Genomic DNA, 24877 nt, shown 5'->3' with positions numbered 1-24877 from the left:
CGAACCATTTCAGGCATTGGGATTTCGGGATCGAATTCTTTTATATAATTTGATCCCCAGCATTAACATGATCCCCAGTAGAAAAATTCCCAGAACTCCGTAGATCCAGTTAATAGCATCCCGCACGATAACCAGGAAAATTACTGAAAACAAGATAAGCGTGCTTCCCTCATTCCAGATTCGCATTCCGTTTGAAGTCCACTTAATGATCCCTTTCTGCAGTTCTTTGAAAATTAGATGGGTCTTAAAATGATAGGCAAATAATAGCACAACAAAACCAAGTTTCACGTGCATCCAGGGTTGCTCAAGCCAGCCCGGAACCATCGCCAGTAACGTAAAAGCAAAAGCGCTCGCCAGGATCGCAGATGGCCAGGTAATAATGAACCAGAGCCTTTTCGCCATTAGTTTTAGCTGATCTCCAAGAATTGTTCTATCCGGTTCCGGCTTTTCAGCAGCTTCGATCTGGTATACGAATAAGCGCGGAATATAAAAAAGCCCGGCAAACCACGTGATTACGAAAATAAGGTGCAGGGCTTTGATATAATTATAGTACTCCATTTAGTCTTCAGTCTCCACGAATAGATAGTTAAGATCCATCGCATTAAAATCCTTATTAAATGCTTTTACTTCTTCTTCTAAAAGCTGGTCAAATTTATTCAATTCTTCGTTGATACTGGCAGTAAGTTGGTCTTTAACTGCAATATCCTGCTGCGTTGGTGGAAAATCGTCCATTCCTACGAGACTATTCAAATGCGCCAGTTTATTGGTGAGTTTTATCGGGAAATTTAGCGGATCCTGGTTACTGCGATTCCTGGTCTGGTAAAGCGCATTTTCTATTTCTGAAAGTTCCTCACTAAGGGTTTTTGCTTTTTCCACCAAGGGTTTTACCTGCTCATTGTTTTTATACTGCTTCTGAAAATCCTGCAATTGCGCATCGACCTTTCTCATTTTTTTGATGGATTGGTGAGCCTTGTCTACGGTTTTATTCACGCTGGAAATAAAATCGTATTGTTTTTGCATTCCAGCCAGATCGGTTTCGGCATTCGCATCTGCTAAAATCTCGAAATCCTGTCTCATCACCTCATCTTCCACTTCCAGAACTACCTTGTAATTTCCGGGAACCGCTTGCGGAGCGTCTGTACTTGCCCACCAAAGGATCATTCCGTCAAGTCGTTCAGCGCCTTTGCCACGCATATCCCAAACATGCTGGTTGGCTCCTTTACTTACTTCCAGTTTGTTCTTTTCTGCTTCAGAAGAGAAGCTCTGAATCGTATCATTATCAGCATTTAAATAGCTTAACTTCACTTTTTTCCCTTCAGGATCCTTCAGAAAAAAATAGGTCATGACTCCGGCGGGATGGTTCGTCCCGGCTGTAGCACTTTCTCGAGATCTGCCATCCATTCGATAGGAAGCTTTCGGCTTAAATAAATGATCCTGATCGTTTTCAACTGAGTTCAACTGGTGTAACAGGCTTAGATCATCGATGATCCAGAGACTTCTTCCCTGCGTAGCCACGATCAAATTGTTTTCTTTAATGGCAAGGTCGGTAATTGGAACGATTGGCAGATTTAACTGAAAAGCTTTCCAGTTCGCTCCGTCATCAAATGAAATATACATCCCGGTTTCAGTTCCTGCATAAAGCAAGCCCTGCTTTTCAGGATCTTCACGAACCACCCTTGTAAAATGTTCCGAAGAAATTCCTGTAGTGATCTTTTTCCAGGACTTCCCGTAGTTGGTGGTTTTATATAAATAAGGAGCAAAATCTCCCAGTTTGTATCTGGTTCCAGCGATATAAGCTGTGCCTTCATCAAAAACCGAAGGTTCAATGCTATTGATCATCATCCACTCCGGCATCCCTTTGGGAGTTACATTTTCCCAGTTTTTTCCACCATCCCTGGAAACATGCACAAGGCCGTCATCACTTCCAGTCCAGAGCAAACCTTCCTTTAAAGGCGACTCTGCAGCAGCGAAAATAGTACTGTAATATTCTACGGAAGTATTATCCTGGGTGATAGGTCCTCCTGAAGACTTTTGTTTAGACTTGTCATTTCTCGTAAGATCTGGACTAATTTCTTCCCAGCTTTCCCCTTCATTCGTGGTCATATGTAAATGATTGGACGCGGTATACAATTTATCAGGATCATGCGGAGAGAAGAAAATTGGGAAATTCCACTGGAAACGATATTTGAGATCTTCGGCTCCATGACCCATTGGATTGTCTGGCCAGACACTAATACTCCGCACGGTCCCGGTTTCATGATTATACCGGGTTAAAAATCCATCATAACTTCCACCATACACGATCTCAGGATTTTCAGGATCTACGGCAATATGCGCACTCTCGCCTCCCGCTGTCGATTCCCAGTCGCCTTCGCCAATGCTTCCACCTTCTGTTCTATGCTTGATTCTGACCGTAGAATTATCCTGCTGTGCCGCATATATTCTATACGGAAATGAATTATCTGTAGTTACTCTATAAAACTGAGAAGTCGGCTGATTATGATAAGTACTCCAGGTTTCCCCACCGTCATAGGTAATTTGTGCACCTCCATCATCACCCATGATCATCCTTTGAGAATCATCTGGAGCGATCCATAAATCATGGTGATCGCCGTGTGGTGCATTGGCAGAACTGTAAGTCTTACCACCATCGGTACTTGTATGATAATTCACATTAAGCACATATACCTTGTCTTCATCTTCGGAGTCGGCATAGATTCGTGTATAATACCAGGCACGTTGTCTAAGGTTACGGTCGTCATTGATCAAATTCCAGGTTGCACCGGCATCGTCGCTGCGATAAACGCCTCCTTTTTCTTTATTTTCAACAATAGCCCATACTCTTTCGCTGTTTGCCGGAGAGACGGTCACACCAATGATCCCTAAAGTATCCTTTGGAAAACCTTTGTTTTCTGAAATTTCCTTCCAGGTTTCCCCGCTATCTGTACTTTTCCATAAAGCTGATCCCTCTCCTCCACTGCTAAGACTATATGGTGTACGCTGAACATTCCAGGTACTCGCATATAAAACTCGCGGATTGTTGGGATCCATAATTAGATCTACCGCACCGGCATCTGCATTAGAAAAAAGTACTTTTTTCCAGTTCTTACCACCATCGGTTGATTTATAAACTCCACGTTCTTCTGTAGGTTTGTAAATATTTCCAAGAACCGCTGCATATACGGTATTGTAATCCTTCGGATGAATTACGATTCTGGGAACATGCCGACTGTTTTTTAATCCAGCGGAAGTCCAGGTCTTCCCGGCATCTTCAGTTTTCCAGATTCCGTAGCCAGAAGAAACATTTCCACGAACCGTTTTTTCTCCACCTCCCACATACATCACATTTGGATCGCTTTTGGCAACCTCAATGGCGCCAATGGAACCTCCAAAATAACCATCAGATATATTGCTCCAGCTGCGACCTCCATTCGTTGTTTTCCATACACCACCGCCCGCAGCGCCAAAATAGAAAAGATTTGGCTTGCCGGGAACACCGGTTACTGCAGCACTTCGTCCACCTCGAAACGGACCAATTAGTCGATATTCCAGAGCTCCGTAAAGTTCTTCGGAATTTTCCTGTGCAATATGTTTTTGTGAATTGAAAAGAGTGGCGATCAGAAAAAGAACTGACAGCCTGAGTAGAGATTGGTTCATAGAAAATCGTTTAGTCTGCTTTAAAGATAAGGATTTACTATAATTTTCAAGCTTCTGAAGTTTACTTGAGCGTATGCCGAATCTCACGATTCAGAAAATAGGCGGTGATGATGGTAGAAAGCACATCGGCAATTGGAAAAGAGATCCAGACGCCGAGTTCTCCATAGTACTTCGGAAGAATTAGCACTAGCGGAATAAAGATAAATCCCTGCCTGGATAGAGTAAGCAAAAATGCTGGCACAGCTTTGCCAATTGCCTGGAAATAAGCAGCGCCAATTAGTTGAATAGTTACAATTGGAATAGCTGCAAAAACCCAGCGCATTGCTGAAGGTGTTTGCTCCAGAATACTTGGTTCCGTAGTAAATATTGCGACGATATCTGGTGCGAAGATCATGATTCCGGCAAAGATCAAAAGCCCCATCAAAAAGGAGTATAAAATAGCCGTATTAATGCTTTTTCGAACCCGGCTGAAGTTCTCTGCCCCATAATTGAACCCAGCAATGGGCAAGAATCCCTGGGTGACTCCAAGTACCGGGAAAAGTGCGAACATAAGCATACGCGCAATGATCGCGTATACGGTGATCGATTCTTCACCTCCTAGATCAAAAAGAATATTATTCATTAAAAGATAGGTCACACTTACTACCGCCTGCCTGGCCAGGGTGACAACTCCCAATGCTGAAATTTCCTTCAGAATAGGAAAATCCATGTTGAAATGAGAAAAACTGATCTTTAATTCTGAGTTCTTAGAAAGAAAAAACCAGATAATATAAGCCATGCAGAAGAAGTAGGATGCGGTTGTCGCCAGTGCGGCACCTTCCATTCCCATATTCAGCTTATTGATAAGAATATAATCAAGAATAAGATTGACTACAGAGGGAATGATCATCGCGATCATGGCAAAACGCGGTTTTCCCTCTGCCCGAATTACGTTGTTTCCCATCATAGCCAGCGCCAGCATAGGTACACCGCAAAGTACGATGATATAATAGATCTTTGCAGGATCAAAGATCTCACCCATTCCTCCAAATGCAGGAATGAGATCATCAACGAATATCAACCCTGGGATGACCAGGCCTATCGATAAAACTAATGTTAGCGTGATCTGGTTTCCAAAGGTTCGTAAGGCTTTGGAATCTTCATTTGCGCCAAGCGCCCGGGAAATGATCGAACTTCCACCTATCCCGATGGCCATTCCCAAAGCCGCAATAAAAAAAGAGACAGGCAAAACAACATTGATGGCCGCAATTGCGATCGGGCCTATCCAGTTTCCAACAAAAATAGTATCTACCAGGATGTTCAATGACATCACCAATATCCCTACAGATGCCGGTAAAGCTTGCTGAATAAGAAGTTTACCAATGGGTTTATCACCCAGTTCTTTAGAATTTCGAACGGCCATTAAGCCTCAACCGGAGTTTGCTGGGTTGCCCACTCATCGATCCATCTGGATAATACTTTTACCCAATCCTCGCGATCGTTCAAACATGGAACTACAGAGAAATCTTTTCCTCCAACTTCATGGAAGATCTCTTCGCCTTCCATGGCAATTTCTTCCAGTGTTTCCAGGCAATCTGAAACGAAAGCAGGAGTCACAATGGCTAATTTCTTCATTCCCTGTTTTCCAAATCTTTCAATGGTTCTATCTGTATAAGGCTTTAGCCATGGGTCGAATCCCAATCTTGACTGGAAGGAAACGCTATAAGTATTAGGTTTCATTCCTAAATGTTCCGCAACCAACCTGGTGGTTTCAAAGCATTGATGACGGTAACAGAACTGGTGAGCGGTGGATGCCGTCTGGCAGCAGGAACCGTCTATCTTACAATGTGAGCTGGTCACATCGCTTTTACGAATATGTCTTTCGGGAACACCGTGATAAGAAAATAACAAGTGTTCGTATTCTTTACCTTCAAGGTTTTCTGCGATACTGTTTGCCAGTGTTCGCACATAATCTGGATGATTATAAAATGGTGGCACTGTCGTAAAACTCATCTCAGGAAAAAATTCCTTGCGTAGCTCTTCAGCCAGTACGAGAATAGTTTCAGTAGTAGCCATGGCGAATTGCGGATACAATGGAAAAAGCAGCACTTCGTCCACTCCTTTATCTTTCAATTCCTGTAAGCCCTGTTTTATATTTGGAGTTCCATACCTCATTGCCAAAGCAATTGGTACAGATGTCTTTTCATCAATTTTATTCTGAAGTCTTTCCGAAAGTACAATTAGCGGAGAACCTTCATCCCACCAGATCTTCTGGTAAGCTTCAGCAGATTTTTTAGGACGGGTGTTCAATACAATTCCCTTCACTAGTAGTGTTCTGGCCCAATATGGCACATCGATCACTCGCTCGTCCATAAGGAATTCGCCTAAATATTTCTTGACATCTTTGGGGTCGGTACTGTCTGGAGAACCCAGATTTACCAGCAATACGCCTTTACTCATAATTTTTCTTTTTCAACTCAAAAATAATACTAACTGGTCTATTGAAATACAATTTATAATTAGTGTTCTCTATGATTCAATAATCAGTTAGCTAACCGACAATGTATATTTCTTCGGCGTGGTTCCAAATTTCTTTTTAAAACCAGCAATAAAGTGACTCGCCGTACTGTAACCAACCTTCAGTCCTACTTCATTTACATTATATTCACCTGTTTCCAGAAGCTTACGTGCATATTCCATTTTATAATCGAACAGAAAGCTATAAACCGAATCGCCATAAATTTGTTTAAAACCTTCTTTCAACTTTTTAAGACTAAGTCCAATTTCATCTGAAAGTTCCTGAAGAGATGGTGGCTCTGCCATTCTTGCGATCACGATATCTTTTGCTCTCCTGATTTTTTTAATATTCTCTTCATCACTCAAAAACGGACATTGCTCCAGATCTGGATTTTCCGCTTTATTAAAGTACAGACTTAATAACTCAAAAGCTTTTGCTTTAAAATAAAGGTTTTTGATACTGGGAGTCAGATTAAAATTCATGATCTGGTTTAAGACCACCGCGGTTGAAGGTGATACCTGAGCATCCTTATAGTATTTTTTATCCTTATTGTCACCGCTTAAAAAGGTGATATAGTCTGCCTCCTGCGAAAACAAAGCATGAAACTTCTTAATGGAAATAACCAGAGAAATTAACCAGCTCTCCTTTTCCATGGATAAATGCAGTGGCAGATCTCGCTGCGGATTGTATAGTAAAAGTGAATTCTCTTCAGGAAGTGGTAGTTCGTAACTCCCACTATTGAAAAGAAACTTGCTGTTTCCCTTCACATTGAAGTGAAATTGAATAAAACTATTGTCAATTTCGCGGGACATGATCTTATTCTCATCAGTGTCATTCTGAAACTTCAGTATATAGAAACCATCTTCGATCTTGATTTCTTCTGAAATACTTACAGCGTTATTTTTTTTGCTCTCATCCATCCTCAGAAAATTTATTTATTTAGAATCAATCTAAACAAATCTATTCATAACAGCTTTGTTTACTACAAAAATAGCGCATTTTGAAGATTCGGACTTTAAAAAGCTGATAAATATCATCTATCGACACATTTAGTGCCTCTAGCGTTATTTTTTGAAATACTCTTCTGCTATTTTTGCAAACGTATTTCCAAATCGATACATGGAAGATTATCACATTTCTAGAGGTAAGCATTTTTATACGATAGGTTTAAGCTACAAAAAGGCTGATGCCGAGATCCGGGGACACTTCAGTCTTACGGAACAGGCGAAGGAAAATTTGTTGAAACAGGCCGGCCGCGAAGGTATCGATGGTATTCTATTAACTTCCACCTGTAATCGTACTGAAATTTACGGTTTCGCAGAACATCCTTTCCAGTTGATCAAATTGCTTTGTGAGCATACTCATGGAACGGTTGAGGAATTTGAGAAAGTGGCCTACGTATATAAGAACAAACAGGCGATCGCTCATATCTTCAGGGTTGGAACAGGACTGGACAGCCAGATTCTGGGAGATTTTGAAATTATAAGTCAGTTAAAGGTTGCCTTTGTACGTTCCAAAAAACTTGGATTGGTAAATGCATTCCTGGAAAGATTGGTAAATGCTGTCATCCAGGCCAGTAAGAGAATTAAGAACGAGACAGAGATTTCGAGTGGAGCAACTTCAGTTTCATTTGCCTCTGTACAGTACATATTAAAGAATATCGAGAATGTTTCAGATAAGAACATTCTTCTCTTCGGAACAGGGAAAATAGGTCGTAATACCTGTGAAAATCTGGTAAAACATACCCGGAATAACCATATTACCTTAATCAACAGAACCAAGGATAAGGCTGAAAAAGTAGCCGGTAAATTTGATCTTATCGTGAAGGATTATGCAGATCTTCAGGCAGAGATCAGGAATAGTGATATTTTGATCGTTGCTACCGGAGCTCAGAACCCTACCGTTTCCAAAGAACTTATCTATTCTAAAAAAGATCTTTTGATCCTTGATCTTTCTATTCCGAAGAACGTTTCAGAAGATGTTGAAGAATTGCCAAACGTGCAATTGATTCATCTAGATCATTTATCGCAAATGACTGATGAAACCCTGGAAAGAAGAAAACAATTCATTCCGCAGGCAAAAGAGATCATTGCTGAAGTTGAAAACGACTTCAATCAATGGCTGGAAACGAGAAAGTTTGCACCAACGATCAAAGCTTTAAAGAAAAAGCTAAGATCTATGAAGGATGATGAACTGGACTTCCAGCGTAAAAAAATGTCAGATTTTAATGATGAACATGCTGAAATTGTAAGCAATCGTATCATCCAGAAGATCATGAAACATTTTGCAAATCACCTCAAAGGAGATACTGAAACCACAGATGAAAGTCTGGAATTGATCCACAAAGTCTTTCAACTCGAAGAAGTTAGCAAATGAGCAAAGTAATTCGAATTGGCACACGCGATAGTGAATTAGCGATGTGGCAAGCCCGCACCGTACAGAATGCACTGGAGCGAACTGGCCATAAAAGTGAGTTAGTTCCTGTAAAATCTACTGGCGACCTTAATCTAGATCAACCGTTATATGAAATGGGAATCACCGGGATTTTTACAAAAACCCTGGATGTTGCCATGATCAAAGGCGAAGTAGATATTGCAGTTCACTCCATGAAAGATGTTCCTACGGCACTACCAAAAGGAATCGTGGAAGCAGCAGTGATGAAACGTGCGAGCAATAAGGACATTCTGGTTCATAAGGGAACTGACTTTCTGGAAAACAAGAAAGGAAAGATCGCTACGGGTAGCCTACGCCGAAAAGCGCAATGGCTGCACAAATATCCAGATCACGAGGTCGTGGATCTTCGCGGGAATGTAAATACCCGCATGCAAAAACTAGAGAATAATGACTGGAATGGCGCCATTTTCGCAGCTGCCGGACTGGAGCGTATCGAGATCAAACCAGAGAATTTTATTGATCTAAACTGGATGATCCCGGCACCGGCTCAGGGTGCAATGCTTATCGTGGCCATGGAGAAAGACGAAGAAAGCCGTAAAGCACTAGCTCTTTTAAACCACCAGGAATCTCAAATTTGTGTACACGTTGAACGTGAATTCCTTAAAGTTCTTGAAGGTGGTTGTACCGCTCCAATTGGAGGCTTAGCCAGAATTCATGATAATCATATTCATTTTCATGGAGCACTTTTCAGCCTTGATGGTTCTAAGAAAATAGAAGTAGAAAAAAGCGTTCCGGTTTCACAAGTGAATGGATTAGGAACGATCTGCGCTCAGGAAGTTTTAAATAATGGAGGTCGTGAATTAATGCAGCATATTAAAACTGCTTTAAATAATTGATGAATGCCTACCGTACTTTCCACGAAAAAACTAGCACTTAACCAAAAGGAACTACTTTTAAATAGTGGAATTGGATTCGCGGAGTATGATGCTATCGAAATAGAATTTCTGAATTTTGATCTGCCTAAACAAACTATCCACAATGCCATTTTTACCAGCAAGAATTCATTAAAAGCACTCACTTCAAAGCAAATTGATATCACTAATTGCTTTTGTGTAGGAGAGAAAACTGCAATAATGGCCAAGCAAATGGGTTATAATGTTTTGGAAACTACAGCCTATGCTCATGATTTGGCAAATATCATCATCCAGAATTATCCTGATCGGGAATTTCAGTTTTTCTGTGGGCATTCTAGACTTGATGAACTTCCAGAGATGCTTCAGCAGCAAAATATAGCGCTTAAGGAAATTAAGGTTTATAAAACTACGTTGAACATTCAGCAATTTCGTTCAGATTACGATGGAATTCTATTTTACAGCCCGAGTGGCGTAAAAAGCTATACAAGCAAAAATACGATTGACTCCATTGCATTTTGCATAGGAGATACAACTGCTTCCGAAGCAAAAAAACATACTACCAGCATCGTAACTCCGGGTACTCCGGGCATTGAAAACCTGATCGCCGTGGTAGCAAAAACATTTAGAAAAGACTTAAAACATCAGCAATGATCAAGAATGACCTTTTTTTAAAAGCACTTAGAGGTGAAAGCGTAGAACGTCCACCAGTTTGGATGATGAGACAGGCAGGAAGATATCTTCCCGATTTTATGAAGCTCAAAGAGAAATATGACTTTTTTACCCGCTGTCGTACTCCTGAACTTGCTACTGAAATTACGGTAATGCCTATTCGCCAGGTAGGACCAGATGCTGCGATTCTTTTTAGCGATATTCTTGTGGTTCCACAGGCAATGAACATCGAAGTGGAGATGAAACCAGGTGTTGGCCCGTGGTTGCCAAATCCAGTAGATACTCCCGGAAAAGTAGAACAGGTGATCGTACCAGATGTGCACGAAACTCTTGGCTATGTTTTTGACGCGATCAAGCTTACAAAACAGGAATTAAACGATGAGGTACCGCTCATAGGATTCGCCGGTTCTCCATGGACCATTCTTTGTTACTGTGTTCAGGGACAGGGATCTAAAACCTTTGATAAGGCAAAAAGATTCTGTTTTATGGAACCTATCGCTGCGCATAAATTACTTCAGAAAATTACTGATACTACCATTGCATACCTGAAAGAAAAAGTAAAAGCCGGTGTAGATGCCGTGCAACTTTTCGATTCCTGGGGAGGATTGCTGGAGCCTAATGATTACAAAGAATTCTCATGGCAGTATATGCAACAGATCATCGATGCTTTAAAAGATGAAGTTCCTGTAATTGCTTACGGAAAAGGATGTTGGTTTGCCTTAAAAGATATGTCACAATCTGGAGCAGCTGCTCTTGGAGTAGACTGGACTTGTGATGCTCGAAATGCTCGTTATTTAAGTGGCGGACAGATCACTTTGCAAGGGAATTTTGATCCTGCCAGGCTTTATTCGAAACCAATCGAAATTAAATATATGGTGAACGATATGATCAAAGCCTTCGGAAAAGATCGTTATATCGCCAACCTTGGTCATGGTATTTTACCAAATATTCCTGTAGATAATGCGAAAGCTTTCGTAGATGCTGTCAAGGAATACAGAGAGTAAACCAACACTAAATTTATAAAACCCAAGCTGAAAAGTCTTCATGAGCATGAAAGAACAATTTTACAGATATATTGAGCAATTGCAGGATTCGATCACTTCAAAACTGGAGGAGATCGATGGCGGCGCTAAATTCAAAGAAGATATCTGGAAAAGAAATGAAGGCGGTGGCGGTAGAACCCGTGTGATCGAAAATGGAAATGTTTTCGAGAAGGGAGGCGTTAACATCTCTGCGGTTCACGGCCCACTGGCTCCGGCCATGCAAAGCTATTTTAAAGTTGGGGATGTGGACTTTTTTGCCTGCGGACTCAGCCTTGTGCTGCATCCTAAAAATCCAATGGTTCCAACGGTCCATGCCAACTGGCGCTATTTTGAAATGTATGAGAAAGACGGCACTGTGATCGACCAGTGGTTTGGTGGCGGTCAGGATCTTACACCTTATTATCTTTTCGAGGAAGATGCAAAACACTTTCACTATACCTGTAAGAAAGCATGTAATCCTCATGGATTTTCTTTCTATTCAGGTTTTAAGAAGAAGTGCGATGAATATTTCTGGAATGGACATAGAAATGAAGCCAGAGGAATAGGCGGACTTTTCTTCGATTATCTAAAGGAGAATGATCGTATGAAGATTGCCGACTGGTATGATTTTGTGACCGATGTTGGTGATTCATTTTTACAGGCTTATGTCCCGATCGTGGAGAAACGCAAGAATTTGCCTTATTCTGAAGAGAATAGAAAATGGCAGGAAATTCGACGTGGACGCTACGTGGAGTTCAATCTTGTACATGATAAAGGAACTTTATTCGGACTAAAGACCAACGGAAGAATAGAAAGTATCCTGATGAGCCTTCCACCACACGTACAATGGGTTTATGATCATCATCCTGAACCTGGAAGTGAAGAAGAAAAACTCATACAGGTGCTTGAAAGACCTGTGAACTGGGTTTAAAATATACTGCGCCGCAGCAATACTAAAAAATTCAAACAATGCTAAGAAGAAACCGAAGACTACGTACGAACGAATCTGTAAGATCACTAGTTAGAGAAACTTTTATTTCTCCAAACGATTTCCTGGTGCCAATATTTGTGGTAGAAGGAAAACAGGTCAAGGAAGAGATCGCTTCCATGCCCGGTTATTATAGATATAGTCTTGATCTTCTAAAGCAGGAAATAAAAGAATTATGGAGCCTTGGCTTAAAGTCGGTTTTACTTTTTGTAAAGGTTCCAGATGAATTAAAGGACAATGCGGGTACTGAAGCTATAAATCCTGAAGGATTGATGCAAAGAGCCGTGAAAACCGTGAAAGATGTCGCACCAGAAATGGTTATCATGACAGATGTTGCCCTGGATCCATATTCCTCTTATGGTCACGATGGGATCGTAAATGATGGTAAGATCCTGAACGATGATACCACAGCAATACTTGCAGAAATGGCTTTGTCTCACGCTAAGGCAGGTGCAGATTTTGTAGCGCCCAGTGATATGATGGATGGCAGAATCTTTGAAATGAGGACTTTACTCGAGGATGAAGGTTTTCATGACACCGGCATTATGAGCTATTCCGCGAAGTACGCTTCTGCATTTTATGGTCCGTTTAGAGATGCTCTGGATTCTGCTCCAGGCTTTGGTGATAAAAAAACCTACCAGATGGATCCGGCCAATCGGGATGAAGCTATCAAGGAAACTTTGATGGATATCGAGGAAGGTGCAGATATCGTGATGGTGAAGCCAGGTCTTTGTTATCTGGACATCGTTCGTGATATCAAAAATGCCGTAAACGTACCTGTTGCCGTCTACCAAGTAAGTGGTGAATATGCCATGATCAAAGCTGCAGCAGAGAAAGGATGGCTGGACCACGACGCTGTGATCATGGAACAGTTAACTGCTATAAAACGTGCCGGAGCAAATATGATCGCCTCATATTTCGCAAAAGATGCCGTGAAATTAATTTCCTGATTTTTAGAAAAATATAAGACTGCTTCTGTTTCTGCAATCAGTTTTTGGCTTAACATTGTTGTATGAAATCCAGTAAATTTTTATGGATAAACTTACTACTGCTTCAGGTATTCCTGCTAGGCGGTACGAACGTTTATGCTACTGGAGTTTCTTCGGAAATAAAGCCTACTGATGAATTTCAGTTTAGTCAGGCGCATAGTAACAAGAACGCATATCTGCCGAATGAAGCTTTTTCTTTTTCTGAAAAAGTAAATGCTGAAGAGTCCGATTTCTCAAAATTCTTCGGAAGCCTTGATAGTTTTGAAGAGGTAACTTCAGAAGAAAAAGTAGGTCTAAAGGTCTTAACAAATTTCAGGTTTCAGTTTCACCTGAAGAAAATCATCTATCCATTCCATAGTTTCTGGTAAATAGAATGAATTACTTCATGCTGTTTAAGGTTTGAATACCTGGAAAGCACCAATTATTTCATTTTAAATACTAAATCAATATGGATACTATATCTCTAATTTTAGGGCTGGGACTTCTGGCTCTTTTCGCAATACCTATTATATACCTTATTATAAAAAGCAATGCTCACACTTCAAAAGTTAAGCAACGAACTTATGATTTTGCTACTCAAAATAAACTCACAATTGACGAGTTTGAACAGGTTGGCACCACGATCATCGCATTGGACGTGAGCAATAAAAAAATCATCTTTAGCAAAGCCGAAAGTGAGGATCAATTTGAGATCATTGATCTTACTCAATATGCTGCAATACAGTTGCAACAGGATCTACAGACAAAAAATTCAGAAAAGATTCAGTTTCTGGCCTTAAACTTTGCCGCTAAACAAAAGCAAAGTCCAAAGTCTATTTGCTTCTACGATGAGGCCGGTAGTGATATTATTGCGCCTGAAATACGATTGCAGCAGGCACGAAAATGGGAAACTAAAATAACTCCTTTGATCGCTGCTTAAACCTGAAGCAAAAATCCAGAAAGGTCTTTCGAACATGAAAGACCTTTTTTGTTTTATAATTTCTTTTTAAATATTTGAATTGAGAATACATAAATTAGCCAGTCTAACTTATTTAAGTGCATGGGATTACTAATCATTTTTGCCGTATTATCAATATTTTTTTCTTTTATGTGCTCCATCCTGGAAGCCACATTATTGAGTATAACACCATCTTATATCAAGATCAGGAAAAAGGAAGGAAAGAGTTACGCTAAAGATCTGGCAAATTTAAAGAAGGATATAGATAAGCCGCTTATCGCAATTCTTACCATTAATACCATTGCACATACCGTGGGAGCTATTCTTGTGGGTGTTCAGGCTGAAAAAACCTTTGGTGATGGTGGGAATTCTGTGATGATCGTATCAGCGTTAATGACCCTTGCCATTCTAGTACTTTCAGAAATTATTCCGAAGACCATTGGAGCTACCTACTGGCAATCTTTAGGTAATTTTACCGCCAAAACTCTTAATATCATGATCTTCCCGCTTAAGTACACGGGAATTCTATGGCTAATGATGCTTACTACAAAGCTGATCGGGAAATCTGCGCATGTAAGCACGATGAGCCGTGAAGAATTCGCTGCGATTACCGATGCTGCGGAAGAAGAAGGTGTTTTTGAAGAAAGCGAGACTACGGTTATTAAGAACTTACTCGTATTCAAATCTATTGAAGCTAAAGATGTGATGACCCCATTTTCGGTAGCGATCGTAGAAGACGAGAGTATGAGTCTAAGCGATTTCTATTCCAACCATAAGAATCTGAAATTCTCAAGAATCCCTGTTTATAAAGAGAAATCTAACAATGTCTCAGGATTTATCCTGAAAGATGATGTTCTGGAAGCTATGATCGATGAACATGGGGAGCAACCTTTGAGTAACATCAAAAGGGATATCCTGGTGACGAACGACAATACTCCTATTCCTGAATTATTCGAAATCTTCGTTGAAAAACGCGCTCATATTTCCATGATCGTAGATCAATTTGGAAATACGACAGGAATTGTAACCATGGAAGATATTATCGAAACACTATTAGGGCTGGAGATCATGGACGAAAGCGATAGTGTGGAAGATATGCAGGTACTTGCCAGAAAGAACTGGGAACGCCGCGCAAAACGCCTCGGACTCATCCAGAGAAAACAGGACCAGGAGACCTCTTCTACTTCAGATAATAGTGATGAACCTGATGTGGATGAAACAGGCAAGCATTAGAACACCTCTTGGGATCGCAACGATCCTTGGAGACGAAAACGGGATTCTGGAAATAAAGGTTCATGATTCTACCGAGGAATCTTCAGAAATACCTGAGATTCTTCAGAAAGCAGTTTTGGAACTACAGGAGTATTTTTCAGGAAAGAGACAGAATTTTGATCTACAATTGAATCCGAAGGGAACCGACTTTCAGAAGAGAGTCTGGGAAGAACTTGGAAAGATCCCTTATGGAACTACAGTATCATATCTTGATCTATCGCGTAAACTTGGCGATGAGAAGGCAATTAGAGCCGTAGCCTCTGCCAATGGAAAGAATCCGCTCTGGATCGTTGTTCCCTGTCATCGTGTAATTGGAAGTGATGGTTCTCTTACTGGTTATGCTGGCGGTTTGCATCGCAAAAAATGGTTGCTGGATCTGGAAAACCCACCTTTACAGCAAAGTCTGTTCTAAATTTGCTAATTTCAGAGTATGAAAAAGATTTTCAAGCTCCTCCTATATATTGCATTATTTATCGTTGTTCTATCCACAGGTCTTTATTTAACAGGTTATGGATATATTTTGCGTGCAGTACAAACCACCTATTTGAACGGACACAAGACTGCTTTTATCGATGATCATCCCTACTTTGATAACGCCATTATTGAGAATGGAGAAAACATTCAGGAATGGCCGCTGGCAGAAGATTATAATAGTATCAAAGCAACCGGAAGTCTCGATAGTCTGCATGAGGAATTGGAGACTGCCGCATTTTTGATCATTCAGAATGACAGTCTGGTCTATGAAAATTACTATCAGGAATATGGTGCTGCGAGCCAGACGAATTCCTTTTCCATGGCTAAAAGTGTGGTTACCTTATTAATGTACAAAGCAATCCAGGATGGATACCTTGAGAATATCCAGCAGCCTGTAGAAAACTTTTTCCCTCAGTTTGACAAGAAACTCAAAATTGGAGATCTTTCCTCGATGTCCTCTGGGCTAAACTGGGATGAAAATTATTACAATCCATTTGCATCAACTGCCCGTGCCTACTTCGGAAAAGATATTCGGGAGCAGGTTCTGGATTTGAAAGTGATCAAAAATCCAGGAGAGGAATTTGAATATCTAAGCGGAAATACACAATTGCTCGCTATGGTCATTGAAAAGGCTACTGGTAAAACCCTGAGTAACTACCTGAGCGAAAGTTTCTGGAAACCTATGGGAATGAATGATAATGCGCTCTGGCAACTGGATAGCAAGGAATCAGCGATGGAAAAAGCTTACTGCTGTATCGCTACCAATGCGAGAAACTTTGGGAAATTTGGAAAATTATTACTGAATAACGGCCAATGGAATGGCGAGCAACTGTTGGATTCTGCCTACATCCAGGAGCTTTCAAAACCCCGGTTTGAAGATTCACCTTATTATGGCTACGGTTTCTGGCTAAGCGATCATGATGGCAAGGAAATCTATTATATGCGGGGTATTTTAGGACAATACGTGATCGTTATTCCTGAAGATGAGTTAGTGATCGTTAGGCTGGGAGAAAAGCTTATTCGGAAAGATGATGATAAACACTATGAAGATTTCTATCGCTATATTGACGAAACCTACGAAATGATCGGGAATCGTAAACAGTAAAATTTACAATTAGAACATAAAAAAAGCCGGAATAAATCCGGCTTTAGTTTTATAACTGCATTTCAGGAATATCGCCTTCGACGATGAGTTTTCCTTCTGTAGCATTTTGAACGTCTTCCACACTTACACCCGGTGCCGTTTCAAGCAATTTAAAGCCATTATCGGTTACTTCTATCACCGCCAGGTTAGTTACGATCTTAGTAACGCAACCAACGCCTGTAAGCGGCAGAGAACATCTTTTCAATAATTTGGACTCTCCAGCTTTATTAGTATGCATCATGGCCACAATAATATTTTCTGCTGAAGCTACCAGGTCCATCGCTCCACCCATTCCTTTCACCATTTTCCCCGGAATTTTCCAGTTGGCGATATCCCCGTTTTCAGCTACTTCCATAGCTCCAAGGATCGTAAGATCCACATGCTTCCCTCGAATCATACCAAAACTTGTAGCAGAGTCAAAGAAACTTGCTCCTGGTCTGGCAGTGATCGTCTGTTTTCCGGCATTTATAAGATCTGCATCTTCTTCTCCATCTAAGGGAAAACGACCCATTCCCAGAATTCCGTTTTCACTCTGGAACTCTACCTGAATATCGTCGCGAACAAAGTTTGCCACTAATGTTGGAATTCCTATTCCAAGGTTTACATAATACCCATCCTTTACTTCTTTAGCAATTCGTTGTGCTATTCCGTTTTTATCTAGTGCCATTGCTTAATCTTTTTGTCTAACCGTACGTTGTTCAATTCTCTTCTCGTAATCCTTTCCCTGGAAAATTCTTTGCACGAAAATTCCCGGAACGTGGATATGGTTAGGATCCAGTTCTCCAGGTTCTACAAGTTCTTCCACCTCAGCTACGGTGATCTTCGCTGCACCACACATAACCGGATTAAAGTTTCTCGCAGTTCCTTTAAAGATAAGGTTCCCAGCTCTATCCCCTTTCCAGGCTTTTACGAAAGCGAAATCTGCCTTGAAAGCTTCTTCAAGTACGTACATTTTTCCATCAAACTCTCTGGTTTCCTTGCCTTCTGCAACTTCAGTTCCATAGCCTGCTGGTGTATAGATCGCAGGAAAGCCTTGTTGTGCTGCCTGGCATCTTGCTGCGAGCGTGCCCTGCGGAATCAATTCCACGTCCAGTTCACCGCTAAGCATTTGTTTTTCAAAAATGGCATTTTCTCCTACGTATGAGGAAACCATTTTATCGATCTGTTTCTTGTGAAGTAATTGCCCAAGTCCAAAATCATCTACTCCTGCGTTATTAGAAATACAGGTAAGATTTTTAATATTAAGGCGTACCAGTTCAGAAATGGCGTTCTCCGGAATTCCGCAGAGTCCAAAACCACCTAGCATAAAAGTCATTCCGTCTTCTACACCTTCTGTAGCCTTCTGTACGCTATCAACCGTTTTTATGATCATTTTTTCAGAATTTAATCCGAAAATACAAAATTTAAAAGGTCAATACAACGACTGAAGTTGGCTTAACTGAATATTTCAGAATTATTATACTGAATTACTGAAGATTATTTAAAAATCAAGCTCGTCTGGAACCGAATCATCATTTGAACTATCTGAATTATAGCTATCACAATCTGTTGCTATGCTCAAATTCTCCGGTCTTTCAAAAGCTTCTTTGGAAACTTTAAGATCTGGATTTGCATATACGTCTTTCATATACATTCCCCAGATTGGTAGTGCCATGGTGGCTCCCTGACCATACTGTATTCCTGGAAAATGCACTGCGCGATCTTCTGCTCCAACCCATACTCCTGTGACAAGGTCTGGTACCATTCCCATAAACCAACCATCACTTTGATTTTGAGTGGTCCCTGTTTTACCTGCAATCGGATTTTTAAAATCGTAAGGATAACCGGTCATCACATCCTTATAAAATGCATTGGTAGTTCCCCAGGTATTACGGAGTCTGGTTCCTGAACCTCCCTGAGTTACGCCCTCCAATAGGTTTACAGTCACGTAAGCCGCTTCTTTGCTAAGAACATCCCTGGTTTCTGGAACATTTTGATAAAGCACAGTTCCGTTTTTATCTTCAATACGATTTACCATTACGGGTTTGATATAAACTCCCTGGTTCGCAAATGTGCTGTATGCAGAAACCATCTCAAAAAGACTGATATCTGCTGTTCCCAGTGCGATCGAAGGTACTGCAGGAACATTTTCAGTATCAATACCCAGTTTTCCAAGTAGATCGATCACGGGTCCTGGACCGGTTTTATCGATCAATCGCGCAGTAATGGTATTTACAGATCTCGCCAGCGCCTGTTTGAGCGAAAGCATTCCTGAATATTCATTATCACTGTTTCTGGGTGCCCAGTCTTTCATGTTCCCATGTTTACCGGCCTCGATCGTAAATTTAGATCTTGGTAAGGTATCACAGGGTGAAAATTTAAGCTGATCTATTGCAGTTGCGTACACAAAAGGTTTAAAGGTAGAACCTACCTGCCTTTTCCCCTGCTTAACGTGCTCGTATTTGAAATGCTTAAAGTCAATTCCTCCTACCCAGGCTTTTACTTCGCCGGTTTGTGGAACCATAGACATCATACCTGCTTGCAAGAATGCTTTATAGTAAAGGATTGAATCACGCGGAGTCATCACTGTATCGATAGTTCCTTTCCAGCTAAAAACTCTCATTTCCGCTTTCTCTTTGAAGGATTTCTTGATCTCAGCATCAGATTTTCCTTGTGATTTCATTTTCTTCCAGCGTGCAGAAACTCTCATTGCATTCTGAATACTTGACTCTACCTCATCTTCTGTAATATCGCGGAAAGGAGCCGTTGGATTCTTTTCGTTCTGGCGATCAAATGATTTCTGAAGGTTAGCAATGTGGCTGGTAACCGCATTCTCTGCATATTCCTGCATTTTAGAATCAATGCTGGTGTAGATCTTGAGTCCGTCGCGATATAAACTGTACTCAGATCCATCAGGTTTTGGATTTTCTTCAATCCATTCTTTCATGAAACCCTGAAGGTAAGCTCTAAAATAAGTGGCCATTCCTTCATCATGCCCTTCCGGAGTAAATTCTATTTTCATAGGTAACTTCTGAAGAGAATCTGTTTCCTGTTCAGAAATAAAGCCATTACGATTCATTTGTTGGAAAACCTGGTTTCTTCTGGATTCCACCAGTTCTGGTCTTCGCATTGGATTGTAAAGCGCCGAGTTCTTCAGCATTCCTACTAGAACTGCCGACTCTTCTATTTTCAATTCTGAAGGTTCCTTATCAAAATAGATCTTGGAAGCAGAACGAATTCCCACTGCCTGGTAGATAAAATCGTATTTATTGAAGTACATGGTGATGATCTCTTCCTTCGTGTACTGTCGTTCCAGTCTTGTTGAAATCACCCATTCCTTCACTTTCTGAAATACACGTTCCACATCATTTTGCGCAACATCTTCAGTAAATAATTGTTTTGCCAACTGTTGTGTAATAGTACTCGCACCACCTCTTGTTCCCAAATAGACTGCAGCTCTGGCGGTTCCTTTCGCATCAATACCAGCATGCTGGTAAAAACGTTCATCTTCAGTAGCAATTAAAGCCTGTACCAAATGATCTGGCAGATCTTCATATTTGATCGGGGTTCTGTTCTCGCTGTAATATTTCCCAAGGGTTTCTCCATCTGCGGAAAAGATCTCGGTAGCAAGGTTGTTTTCAGGGTTTTCAAGTTCATCGAAAGAAGGCATCTTTCCGAAGAATCCCCAACCTGCAAAAAGAAAAATTAGAATTCCGGCTAGAATCCCAATTCCGAATAATGTCCAGAAACCTACGATATATTTGCGATTGCTATGCGCTGGTTTCTTTGTTTTCTTGGTAGTAGCGGCCATTTATATGCTAAAAATTAATTGTCGTTCTTTTCAATTCTGAATCCTATATCGGTAATTCCTTCCAGTTCTTCGATACCGTCCACATCACCATTCTTGCGCATCGCCTGTTGTATGCTAACTTTGTAATTACCCGATTCTTCAAATTTCACCTCTTCCTTATACCAGAGTTTGCTTTCCTTGATATCTCCAAAACCTTCCCCAAGCCATTTACCATCTGGCTGAGCCATTTCATACTCGAGAGTATCGCTGATCACCTTTCCCTGCGGGAACCTGATCTCGGTTATTAAAAACAAATTACTGTAAGCGTACTGGTTATTATTCCTCACATTGATAAAAAGATCATACACCTTCGTAGAGTCCAGTTCCTCCAGTTCAAAAGTTATCAGTGAATCTTTATGCCATTGCTGTACCGCCTGGTATTCGTCAAAAACCCGTTTTTCATCACAGCCAACTGTAAGCGCTGAAACAAAAATTAATAGGCAAAAAACTTTACGCATTCTTAGACTTTGTAGGGTTTGGTTTGCGTTTCTTTCTTTTCTTATTTCGTTTCTTACTTTGTTGCTGTTTTGGTTTATCAAAACGCGTAAGACTATCTTCACCTCCAGAATTATTGAATCCTTTTTCTTTTTCTTCGCTCAGGATCACTTCTGTTTCATATTCTTCCAGGCTTGTAGCTGCTTCACCTTTTTTGTTCAGTGCTACGATCTTATTGGCCTGTTCCGGACTCAACTGGTGCCAGTTCATCCATTCTCCTTCATAAGCATACCATAGAGCGCCTTTAAAAATGTCTATTTTTTGACATACGGCAGTACCTTTCTTGGTCTTTAACTTAACGTCGGTTTTTGGAAAAGATTTTAATGCTTCCAGATAAGTATCCAATTCATAGTTCAGGCAGCATTTTAATTTCCCACATTGTCCTGCAAGTTTTTGAGGATTAAGGGATAATTGCTGATATCTCGCTGCTGAAGTACTAACAGATCTAAAGTCTGTAAGCCAGGTTGAACAGCAAAGTTCGCGACCACAGGAACCAATTCCTCCAAGTCTGGCCGCTTCCTGCCGGAGTCCGATTTGCTTCATTTCAATACGGGTATTGAATTCCCGTGCGAACTCTTTTATTAATTGTCTAAAATCCACACGATCTTCCGCAGTGTAGTAAAAAGTTGCTTTGGAACCATCTCCCTGGAACTCGATATCGCTAATTTTCATGCTTAGATTAAGCCTGATAGCGATCTGTCTTGATCGTTGTTTGATCTTCTCCTCGCGCTCTCTTCCTTCCTGCCAGATATCGATATCTCTTTGAGAAGCTTTACGGTAGATCTTCAGAACTTCTTCGGAATCCTGTGCGACTTTTTTCTTCTTCATCTGTACGCGAACGAGTTCACCGGTAAGACTAATCTGTCCTACATCGTGACCCGGGCTGGCTTCCGTAGCAACTACATCGCCAATACTAAGACTTAGATTTTCAGTATTTCTATAGAAGTGTTTACGGCCGTTTTTAAAACGTACTTCTACGATATTAAAAGGTTCCACGCCTCCCGGAAGAGACATATTGGAAAGCCAGTCGAAAACGCTCAGTTTATTGCAACTGTCTGTTCCACAGGTTCCGTTGTTCTTACATCCTTTCGGCTGACCGTCTTTGCCGGTCGAGCAACTTGTGCAAGCCATATGTTATATATATTGAGGGCGTAGCTTTAGATAGCCTGTAAAACATCATCCTGTCTAAGCGCTTTGCTTTCTGGTGCAGGATCTCCTTCATCTTCACAGCCCTTATAGCGGGCATTCGGCATTCCCTAAAGTACCTCCTTGAGGTTCATAAAAATTTTCAACAGTAAATATACCAATATTAATTGGCTCCACCATTTAGAAGAAACTATAGCTTATAACGCAAAACTTCAGATCTTCCTTTTTTAAAGATCTTGTTGCTGGCTCCTTTTCCTTTTCTCAATGCTTTCTGTTCTTCAAAAGGTAAGGCATGGATCTCTTTACAATCTGTAGAACAACAATTATCCATTTTTTCAGCACATTCCTCACACTGAATAAATAGCAGATGACAAGCTTCGTTCGCACAATTCACATGCGTATCACAAGCTTTTCCGCATTGATGACACTGCGCGATCACATCTTCGGAAATTCGCTCTGCACGTCGATGATCAAAGACAAAGTTCTTACCTATAAATTTATTTTCCAGTTGCTGATTTTCAACCTGACGGGTATATTCGATAATACCACCTTCCAGTTGATACACGTTCTGGAAACCTTTGTGTTTATAGTAAGCACTTGCCTTCTCACAACGTATTCCACCGGTACAGTACATCACCAGATTCTTATCTTCCTTATGATCTTTAAGATCTTCTTCGATGATATCCAGTGAATCCCGGAAGGTATCCACATCTGGTGTGATCGCTCCCTGAAAATGACCAATTTCGCTCTCGTAGTGATTTCTCATATCTACAAGCACCGTGTTTGGATCATTGATCAGGTCATTGAACCTGGCAGCATCTACATGAACACCTTTGTTGGTTACATCAAAAGTATCATCATTAAGACCATCTGCTACGATCTTCTTACGCACTTTCACCTTCAGTTTTAGAAAGGACTTGATATCATGCTCTATAGCGATGTTCAATCGAACATTTTCAAGGAAGTATATTTCATCCAGAAATTTCTTGAATTCATTGAATCGCTTAGCAGGAACTGAAAGCTGGGCATTAATGCCTTCGTGAGCTACATAGATCCTACCGAGAACATCCATCTGGTCCCAGGCTATAAAAAGATGATTTCTGAAAAGTTCGGGATTTCCGATTTTTGCGTAAGCATAGAAAGAGAGCGTAAGCCTGTCTTCACCGGCTTCTTCTAATAGTGCTTCCCTTTCCTTAGCGCTCAATTTATTGTACAGTTGCATGCTATACTAATATTTTAAGGGTTAAGAAAAATTTCGGCAAAGATACATTTTTAACTGAGGTGAGAAAATTTGAGAGTATTTCCAAAGCTTATCCAAATATTTGGAATAATTCCATGATTGTAGCTACATTTTTATTGTATTGCAACAAAACTTATATTATTTTAGCACACCTTAATTGGATATATTTTAAAACATATACATGAGCAACGATAAAGAGAAAGAAGCGAAATTAAAAGCCTTAAAGCTTACCCTTGACAAAATGGATAAAACCTATGGAAAGGGTACCGTGATGAAAATGAGCGACCAGGTGGTCGTGGATGTAGACGCAATTTCTACGGGTTCCCTGGGATTGGACCTTGCTTTAGGAGTAGGTGGATACCCAAGAGGAAGAGTGATCGAGATCTATGGTCCTGAATCTTCTGGTAAAACAACTCTTACTTTACATGCGATTGCTGAAGCTCAGAAAAAAGGCGGTATTGCTGCTTTTATTGATGCAGAACATGCTTTTGATCGTTTTTATGCTGAAAAACTTGATGTTGATATTGATAACCTGATCATCTCTCAACCAGATAACGGTGAACAGGCACTTGAAATAACAGATAATCTTATTCGCTCTGGTGCGATCGATATCATTGTAATTGACTCCGTTGCGGCACTTACCCCAAAGAGTGAGATCGAAGGTGAGATGGGTGATTCTAAAATGGGACTGCATGCGAGGTTAATGTCTCAGGCACTTAGAAAACTTACTGCTTCTATTAGCAAAACAAATTGTACGGTGATCTTTATCAACCAGCTAAGAGAGAAGATCGGGGTAATGTTCGGGAATCCGGAAACTACTACTGGTGGTAATGCACTTAAATTCTACGCTTCCGTTCGTTTGGACATTAGAAGATCTACACAGATCAAGGATAGCGCAAATAACGTAATGGGTAATAAGACCAGGGTTAAAGTAGTGAAAAACAAAGTTGCTCCACCATTTAAAACTGCCGAATTCGATATCATGTACGGTGAAGGTGTTTCTAAAATCGGTGAGATCATCGATATTGGTGTGGATTACGAGATCGTTAAGAAAAGTGGATCATGGTTTAGCTATGAAGATACCAAACTTGGACAGGGTCGTGATGCAGTCAAAACCTTATTAAAGGATAATCCGGATCTTATGGAAGAACTGGAAGTCAAAATTAAAGAAGCGATCAAGGTCGCCAAAGAAGCTTAATTAAAAATCCCC

The 24877-nt window shown here is 40.7% G+C and carries 23 protein-coding genes; 12 read left to right on the top strand and 11 right to left on the bottom strand.

All coding sequences use genetic code 11. The features are described 5' to 3' along the window. Positions 1 to 9: 9 nt before the first annotated feature. The 5 genes from ABVM50_RS04790 to ABVM50_RS04770 all read right to left on the bottom strand — a co-directional run bounded on the left by ABVM50_RS04790 (position 10) and on the right by ABVM50_RS04770 (position 7074). Positions 10 to 558 carry a CopD family protein gene (locus ABVM50_RS04790; protein WP_405200202.1) on the bottom strand — a complete coding sequence of 183 codons (549 nt, stop codon included), beginning with the start codon at positions 556 to 558 and terminating at the stop codon, positions 10 to 12. Further along, positions 559 to 3657, bottom strand: a complete 3099-nt coding sequence (locus ABVM50_RS04785) for a VPS10 domain-containing protein (protein WP_405200201.1) — start codon at positions 3655 to 3657, stop codon at positions 559 to 561. Between the two features lie 61 nt (positions 3658 to 3718). Beyond that, positions 3719 to 5059, bottom strand: coding sequence for an MATE family efflux transporter (locus ABVM50_RS04780; protein ID WP_405200200.1), 1341 nt, complete (start codon positions 5057 to 5059; stop codon positions 3719 to 3721). Continuing rightward, positions 5059 to 6096, bottom strand: coding sequence for a ferrochelatase (gene hemH, locus ABVM50_RS04775; protein ID WP_295181573.1), 1038 nt, complete (start codon positions 6094 to 6096; stop codon positions 5059 to 5061). Before hemH ends, ABVM50_RS04780 begins: the two co-directional genes overlap by 1 nt. A gap of 87 nt (positions 6097 to 6183) precedes the next feature. Beyond that, positions 6184 to 7074 carry an AraC family transcriptional regulator gene (locus tag ABVM50_RS04770; RefSeq protein ID WP_141876493.1) on the bottom strand — a complete coding sequence of 297 codons (891 nt, stop codon included), beginning with the start codon at positions 7072 to 7074 and terminating at the stop codon, positions 6184 to 6186. 199 nt (positions 7075 to 7273) lie between these two features. Between ABVM50_RS04770 and hemA the strand changes: the two genes are divergently transcribed. From hemA to ABVM50_RS04715, 11 genes are all read left to right on the top strand, one after another. Then, positions 7274 to 8530 (top strand): glutamyl-tRNA reductase, encoded by a 1257-nt coding sequence (hemA, locus tag ABVM50_RS04765; RefSeq protein WP_405200199.1) that lies wholly within the window; start codon positions 7274 to 7276, stop codon positions 8528 to 8530. Beyond that, the gene (hemC, locus tag ABVM50_RS04760) at positions 8527 to 9444 is read left to right on the top strand and encodes a hydroxymethylbilane synthase (protein WP_405200198.1); all 918 of its coding nucleotides are present in this window, start codon (positions 8527 to 8529) and stop codon (positions 9442 to 9444) included. Before hemA ends, hemC begins: the two co-directional genes overlap by 4 nt. A gap of 3 nt (positions 9445 to 9447) precedes the next feature. Further along, positions 9448 to 10113 (top strand): uroporphyrinogen-III synthase, encoded by a 666-nt coding sequence (locus ABVM50_RS04755; protein WP_405200197.1) that lies wholly within the window; start codon positions 9448 to 9450, stop codon positions 10111 to 10113. Further along, complete coding sequence (gene hemE / locus ABVM50_RS04750) at positions 10110 to 11135, top strand: uroporphyrinogen decarboxylase (RefSeq protein WP_405200196.1); 1026 nt, start codon at positions 10110 to 10112, stop codon at positions 11133 to 11135. The genes ABVM50_RS04755 and hemE overlap by 4 nt, the downstream gene beginning before the upstream one ends. Before the next feature lie 46 nt (positions 11136 to 11181). Beyond that, on the top strand, positions 11182 to 12084 hold the full coding sequence (hemF, locus tag ABVM50_RS04745; protein ID WP_405200681.1) for an oxygen-dependent coproporphyrinogen oxidase: 903 nt from the start codon (positions 11182 to 11184) through the stop codon (positions 12082 to 12084). A gap of 38 nt (positions 12085 to 12122) precedes the next feature. Further along, complete coding sequence (gene hemB / locus ABVM50_RS04740) at positions 12123 to 13091, top strand: porphobilinogen synthase (protein WP_405200195.1); 969 nt, start codon at positions 12123 to 12125, stop codon at positions 13089 to 13091. A 62-nt stretch (positions 13092 to 13153) separates the two neighbouring features. Then, the gene (locus tag ABVM50_RS04735; RefSeq protein ID WP_405200194.1) at positions 13154 to 13498 is read left to right on the top strand and encodes a hypothetical protein; all 345 of its coding nucleotides are present in this window, start codon (positions 13154 to 13156) and stop codon (positions 13496 to 13498) included. Between the two features lie 80 nt (positions 13499 to 13578). Further along, on the top strand, positions 13579 to 14049 hold the full coding sequence (locus tag ABVM50_RS04730) for a hypothetical protein (RefSeq protein WP_405200193.1): 471 nt from the start codon (positions 13579 to 13581) through the stop codon (positions 14047 to 14049). A gap of 120 nt (positions 14050 to 14169) precedes the next feature. After that, a complete protein-coding gene (locus ABVM50_RS04725; protein ID WP_405200192.1) occupies positions 14170 to 15300 on the top strand; it encodes a CNNM domain-containing protein in 1131 nt (376 codons plus the stop codon). After that, entirely contained in the window at positions 15281 to 15751 is a 471-nt protein-coding gene (locus ABVM50_RS04720) for a methylated-DNA--[protein]-cysteine S-methyltransferase (protein ID WP_405200191.1), read from the top strand. The genes ABVM50_RS04725 and ABVM50_RS04720 overlap by 20 nt, the downstream gene beginning before the upstream one ends. Positions 15752 to 15769: 18 nt before the next feature. Continuing rightward, complete coding sequence (locus ABVM50_RS04715; protein ID WP_405200190.1) at positions 15770 to 16918, top strand: serine hydrolase domain-containing protein; 1149 nt, start codon at positions 15770 to 15772, stop codon at positions 16916 to 16918. 49 nt (positions 16919 to 16967) lie between these two features. Here the strand turns inward: ABVM50_RS04715 and ABVM50_RS04710 are convergent, their stop codons facing one another. The 6 genes from ABVM50_RS04710 to ABVM50_RS04685 all read right to left on the bottom strand — a co-directional run bounded on the left by ABVM50_RS04710 (position 16968) and on the right by ABVM50_RS04685 (position 23649). Continuing rightward, positions 16968 to 17624 (bottom strand): CoA transferase subunit B, encoded by a 657-nt coding sequence (locus tag ABVM50_RS04710; protein WP_295180284.1) that lies wholly within the window; start codon positions 17622 to 17624, stop codon positions 16968 to 16970. 3 nt (positions 17625 to 17627) lie between these two features. Continuing rightward, a complete protein-coding gene (locus tag ABVM50_RS04705; protein WP_141876481.1) occupies positions 17628 to 18329 on the bottom strand; it encodes a CoA transferase subunit A in 702 nt (233 codons plus the stop codon). 108 nt (positions 18330 to 18437) lie between these two features. Next, positions 18438 to 20747, bottom strand: a complete 2310-nt coding sequence (locus ABVM50_RS04700) for a penicillin-binding protein 1A (protein WP_405200189.1) — start codon at positions 20745 to 20747, stop codon at positions 18438 to 18440. A 14-nt stretch (positions 20748 to 20761) separates the two neighbouring features. After that, entirely contained in the window at positions 20762 to 21244 is a 483-nt protein-coding gene (locus ABVM50_RS04695; RefSeq protein ID WP_405200188.1) for a gliding motility lipoprotein GldH, read from the bottom strand. Continuing rightward, a complete protein-coding gene (locus ABVM50_RS04690) occupies positions 21237 to 22412 on the bottom strand; it encodes a stage 0 sporulation family protein (protein WP_405200187.1) in 1176 nt (391 codons plus the stop codon). Before ABVM50_RS04690 ends, ABVM50_RS04695 begins: the two co-directional genes overlap by 8 nt. A gap of 205 nt (positions 22413 to 22617) precedes the next feature. Beyond that, complete coding sequence (locus ABVM50_RS04685) at positions 22618 to 23649, bottom strand: rhodanese-related sulfurtransferase (protein WP_405200186.1); 1032 nt, start codon at positions 23647 to 23649, stop codon at positions 22618 to 22620. 199 nt (positions 23650 to 23848) lie between these two features. Here ABVM50_RS04685 and recA point away from each other — a divergent pair, with 199 nt between their 5' ends. Next, positions 23849 to 24865 carry a recombinase RecA gene (gene recA, locus ABVM50_RS04680; RefSeq protein ID WP_405200185.1) on the top strand — a complete coding sequence of 339 codons (1017 nt, stop codon included), beginning with the start codon at positions 23849 to 23851 and terminating at the stop codon, positions 24863 to 24865. Positions 24866 to 24877 lie beyond the last annotated feature (12 nt).

Origin of the sequence: Christiangramia sp. LLG6405-1, from assembly GCF_045055805.1 — a bacterium.
In the GTDB taxonomy this organism is placed as follows: Bacteria; Bacteroidota; Bacteroidia; order Flavobacteriales; family Flavobacteriaceae; genus Christiangramia.
Note: the sequence above shows the minus strand (reverse complement) of the source record. Positions and strands in the feature narration are given on the sequence as shown.